Raw genomic sequence first — 4698 nt, forward strand, 5'->3', positions numbered from 1 at the left:
CTCGGCCGACTGACTCCCGTCGAATACGAAACCGTCATGACCACACCGGCCCTCCAGGCCGCGTGACCGAACCTGTCACCCAAACCCGCAGCAGACCCTTGCGGTAGTCGCCCGAGCCGTTGAACGCTGCTTGCAGCGTCTCCCATGCCGCCTCGCTGCTGAAGTCGGTGCGCAGGACCAGCGAGGCCAGATCATCAGGTTGAGGCAAGTCCATGCACTTGATCCATCCACCCGAGACGAGGCGCTGCTCAAGCGGTTCCAGAAGTCACAGGCCCAAGGCCGGAGGGCAGATGGCGCACGGCTGCCGACACGGCGTGCGCCACCGTGAACGTGTCGGCAAGGACATCACCCATGATGCTGGCGCTGAGGGTGTAGCGGTTGTCCCGATGCGCGTCCAAGCAAAGCGGAATAACCGTGAGGCGAGGGCGGGTACTGGTGGAGAATCGCAGCGTCCGGTGGCTCGTGAACGGGTAGAGCCCCCACAGTGCCGGTTCGGCGTATGCCGCCTTCACGAGCGAGCGATACTCGGGCCAGTCCGCCTGGTCTGCCTCCTTGAGCAGGTGCTGCCACTCGGACTCGGCTAGTCGCACCGGATCGTGGTCGGCCACCTCGAAGCGCCCGGTGAGGTGCACGAGCGACGCGGCTCGGGAGATGTCGGCCAGCGCTGCCCCGTCGTGCCAGGCTTGCGCCGCCCTGCAACCTGGGCCAGATTCTGCGTGGTCCCGTCGATCAGAGCCATGCCTTGGAATGACTCGCAGCCGCGGATCGACCACCGCCGTTCGGCAACCACGCGGTGATCTCCAAGATCGTCCGTTGCGGATCGGTGCTCGCGACGGCGGCGTGACGTAGTGGGTCGGATTCCGAGGCGGTGAACGGCACCGAGAAGCCGTCATTGATTGTGGCGGCACGGAGCGCCGCGGCGAGGCTCCCTTCTGAAGCCACGTCGGGATACAGAGCAGCGGAATCAGTTGACGTGGCCATGGCTCTGATTCTGCACCAGCGATCATCAGATCGGTCTCGCGAACCAGGCACGTCCACTCTTGACCCTCGACGACCTTGATCTTGTCCGCCTTGGCGACCCGGGCGACGACCGCGGGGTGGCGCAGGAAGTCCGGGGCGACGGCCGCGGCGACCTGGTCCTCGCGGGTGAGTTCTTTGGCAGAAGGCGCCGTGGGAGCCCGCACCCGCGCCGCGCGCCCCTCAGCCACCGCGTGGCCGCTCGCCGCGAATTCCGGCTTCACGCCCAGAGCACTTCGACGAGGCCAGCCTGGCCGACGTCGTACGCGACGTTCTGGAGCACGCAGCCCGGCTGGGCAAGACCGTTTCCCTCACCAATCTGTACGCTCAATTCAAGGGCCTGGGCGAGCTGACGGAGTCCCAGGTGCAGGTGCTGCGCCGGGGCAGGCCCACCGCGCGTCCCCGCAGTGCGAAACCTCAGCGCCCGGTCCTGCTCACCGCCCTGATCACTGCGGAGGGCGGGACCATGTCCCCGATCTACCGGCAGCTGGCTAACCATGCCGGCCACCACCTGCCCCAGCAGGCCGACAGTGCCTGGACCGATACCGTCAAGATCCTCCACGACCGCTACCGCGCCCCGTAACGGCACGATCAGCCTGGCGCCGGAAGACCTGCCTGCCATACCAGGCCCTCGCCGGTGCCTTCCCCGACGGCGCCCGCGCGGAGCGCGGCCGCCGCCTCGGTCCCTCGCTGGGGGCACCGTCAGGCAGAGGGGCGCCGCCTGGTACCGCCGCCGCAGCCATTCAGCGGGATCAGGGGCTCCAGGTGAGCGCCCTTGACCCAGGCGCCCAGCAGGTCGCGGTGCAGAGCCACGATGTTCGGCAGGCTGCACGCCTCGCGCAACGCCTCACGCCGTCTTCCCCAGGACCGCAGAGTCCAGGGTCCGTCCAGCCCGTTCCCGGCGAGCACGGCGCAGGGCGGCGAGGCGGGTGGCCTCGGCTTCCTGGCGGCGCTGGGCGTGGGCCGTCTCGATCGGGGGCGGCTGCTCGTCCGGCTCGGTCTGGGGGAGGGCGCGGGCGCTAACGAGTTGGTGCGTGATAGCGGGTGGGCATCCGTTGTTCACGGGCGTCTCGATGGCTCATCTTGCGTCGTTGGTTGAGGAGTTGGCCCGGCCGTGGGCAGCCGCGGTGGAGGGTCGGCGTTTCCAGCAACGAGGCGGTGTGAGGAGACGCGCGCAGGGTGCCGGTGCCCGCTGTCGACTGGTGTTCGTGGACCGGCTGGTAGTCACGCTGATTCACCTGCGGCACGACCTGCCTCACGCGGTCTTGGCTGTGCTGTTGAACGTTGATCGCTCGACTGTCACCCGGGCCGTCGGTGAGATACGCCGACTGCTGGCGGAGCGGGGTTTCGCTGTTCCCGACAGGCCTGGCCTGCGGCTTCGAACGCTGGAGGACGTGTTCGCCTACGCCCAGGCCGAGGGTGTCGAGCTGAGGCTGGACGCCACCGAGATCCAGGTCCGACGGCCGGCCGCGGGCCGGGGCGGCAGGCGGGCATTCGTGTCGGGCAAGAAGAAACAGAACACGATGAAAGCCACCGTCATCGCCGACCACCAGGGCCGCACCCTGTGGGCCGATGGCCTGCGGCCGGGACGGATGCACGATGCGACCGCGGCTCGCGCTGCGGGCATCACCGGCTGCTTCCACCACTTCGACCTGGTGGAGGTGCTGCTCGACGACGGCTACCTGGGCCTGAGCCGCGACCATCCGGGCCAAGCACTCACCCCGCCCAGATAGCCGCGACCCGGAGCACTGCCCGGCAGAGTCGAACAGTGGGAACGCGATCGGCACAGCCACTCATCCGACCGCATCACCGTCGAACACGCCCTCGCCGACCACAACCGCTGGAAACAACTCATGCGCTGGACCCACCGCCGCGATCGCCTACCCGACACCTACCGAGCCATCGCCAGCCTCGTCTCCGACCGCACCATCATGACCTGAAAACGGCCGTGAGCAGGGCGAACACACTGCACCCGCAATCACGCACCAACTCGTAAGTGGTCTGCTTCGCCGACGACCTGCACCGGCCTACTTCCAGACCGTCACGCCGCCCTTGCAGGGGTACATATTCAGGTCTCCCTCTGGCCCGTCTCCTCCGGAGGCACGGGACAAGCACCAACCGGGCAACGCCTTGCTTTCGAGGTTGATCCCGCCCTTCGCCGGTTTCCGGATCCACAGTTTCCCGATTGGATTCTGACGGCATGGTCCAAGATCGGGCGGCTCGTAGGTGCCGGTGGCCACCATGCACAATCCGTTGAGCTTGGTCACGTACGACGTGACACGCGCGTCCGATCTGATCCAGGTCTTCGACCCGTTGGGAGCGACGTAGCAATCGCCGATCGTCACCAGTGGGCTTGCATTGCGGGCTGTCAGGCATCCACCGGCACCGCCGACTTCATGAATCACGACTTCGGCAGCAGCGGCCGGAGGGCTCGAAGCAGCAAGCAGTAGAACAGCTGTGGCCGGGGCGACCGCCAATCTCATGCGCATGCGGGTAGGGTTGCTCGATCGAGCACTGGTGCAACCCTGATGGCCTGCGTATTCAACCTCAGGGGTGACGGGGCGAAGAGGTAGCAGCCGCCCCTGCTGTCGGCACCGTCTGCGCACGGGGCGGCCGTTCGGCAAATGCGAAGCCGTACGGGGTCACCGGGATGCCGTCCTGCCCGTAAGGGCGCGCAGCGCAGCGGTCTGCCGCTCTGCCGCTTCCGCGATGGCCGGGTCCACCCGGCGCGGTGGGGCCGCATCCTGGTGCGCGGCGAGCGCGCGGCGGTAGCCGTCGAGGCGGTCTCCCGAGTGCGCGCGGGCCCGGTGGGCGCGGCCGCGGGCTCCGGTTCGACGTCGGCACGGGCCCCGCCCCGGCCACCGATGGGTGAAGTCGGCCTTCGCCGGAGCGGGGCCCGAACAGGGTGCCCGGCTCGGTGACCAGAGCTGAACGCCGAGTAGGCCTGCCCCTGGGGTTTGATCTGGAAGGACCGCCCCGACCGGGCCGCTTTCGGCTGGGCGACCTTCGCATACGACACGGCTCTGCGCGAGCAAATGGAGCGCTTCGGCGGCATGAACATTCGGATCGACCATCCAACTCCTGCGCGTCCTGTGAATCCGACCAACATCCCCCAAGGCGCCAGCTATCCCTGGCCCGCCGTCGGATCCCCGCTCGCAGCCGAGGCAGCGGCTTCCATCACGCAGTGCGGGCGTCCTTCCCTGCACTGCGTCCGAGATCGCCACGACCTCGGCATGCTTCTGCTGGCCGACGCCCATGTCCACCGGGGCGGGGTCTGGTCCTGCGCCCCGACCAACAACGAGCCTGCCCGGGTGGCGCAAGCGATCCTGCTGGCCCGGCACTCCGGCGATCACGAGCTGGAGCGGTCGGCCGTCGCAAAGCTTCGGCAGCGGGGAGAAGAGCCGGTCGCCCCCTGGCCCGAGTACCTCTTCCGCCAGTCCGTGGCCGACGGGGCCAAGCAGTACGCCAAAGCCCCGGGGGGGCGACCTGGGCGATCTGCCCATGCTGAAGCGGAAACCACCCGTGTATCTCGAAGGTCCCGGGTTCTCGGCGCAGAGCCAGGACGGGCGCTAAGAGGTCCTAACAAAGGCGTTGGACGTGGCGGTGTGTGATGAGGCAGGTGGCGAGGCCGAGGAAGGCTTCGTGGATGTCGTCTCGTCGCTTGCAGCGGATGCGTAAGCG

The 4698-nt window shown here is 68.3% G+C and carries 4 protein-coding genes and 1 pseudogene; 2 read left to right on the forward strand and 3 right to left on the reverse strand.

The features are described 5' to 3' along the window. Positions 1–34 precede the first annotated feature (34 nt). Positions 35–214: a hypothetical protein gene (locus IO33_RS50930; RefSeq protein WP_157858082.1), complete on the reverse strand. Its 180-nt coding sequence runs from the start codon at positions 212–214 to the stop codon at positions 35–37. A 34-nt stretch (positions 215–248) separates the two neighbouring features. Continuing rightward, a complete protein-coding gene (locus IO33_RS45300) occupies positions 249–1241 on the reverse strand; it encodes a DUF6192 family protein (RefSeq protein ID WP_245236071.1) in 993 nt (330 codons plus the stop codon). 140 nt (positions 1242–1381) lie between these two features. Between IO33_RS45300 and IO33_RS0141705 the strand changes: the two genes are divergently transcribed. Next, positions 1382–1600, forward strand: a complete 219-nt coding sequence (locus IO33_RS0141705) for a hypothetical protein (protein ID WP_031174296.1) — start codon at positions 1382–1384, stop codon at positions 1598–1600. A gap of 490 nt (positions 1601–2090) precedes the next feature. After that, a pseudogene (locus IO33_RS45305) lies at positions 2091–2957 on the forward strand (transposase). A gap of 87 nt (positions 2958–3044) precedes the next feature. On the opposite strand, the gene IO33_RS50935 reads toward IO33_RS45305, so the two are convergent. Further along, on the reverse strand, positions 3045–3506 hold the full coding sequence (locus tag IO33_RS50935) for a hypothetical protein (protein WP_157858083.1): 462 nt from the start codon (positions 3504–3506) through the stop codon (positions 3045–3047). Positions 3507–4698 lie beyond the last annotated feature (1192 nt).

The organism is Streptomyces durhamensis, assembly GCF_000725475.1.
In the GTDB taxonomy this organism is placed as follows: Bacteria; Actinomycetota; Actinomycetes; order Streptomycetales; family Streptomycetaceae; genus Streptomyces; species Streptomyces filipinensis.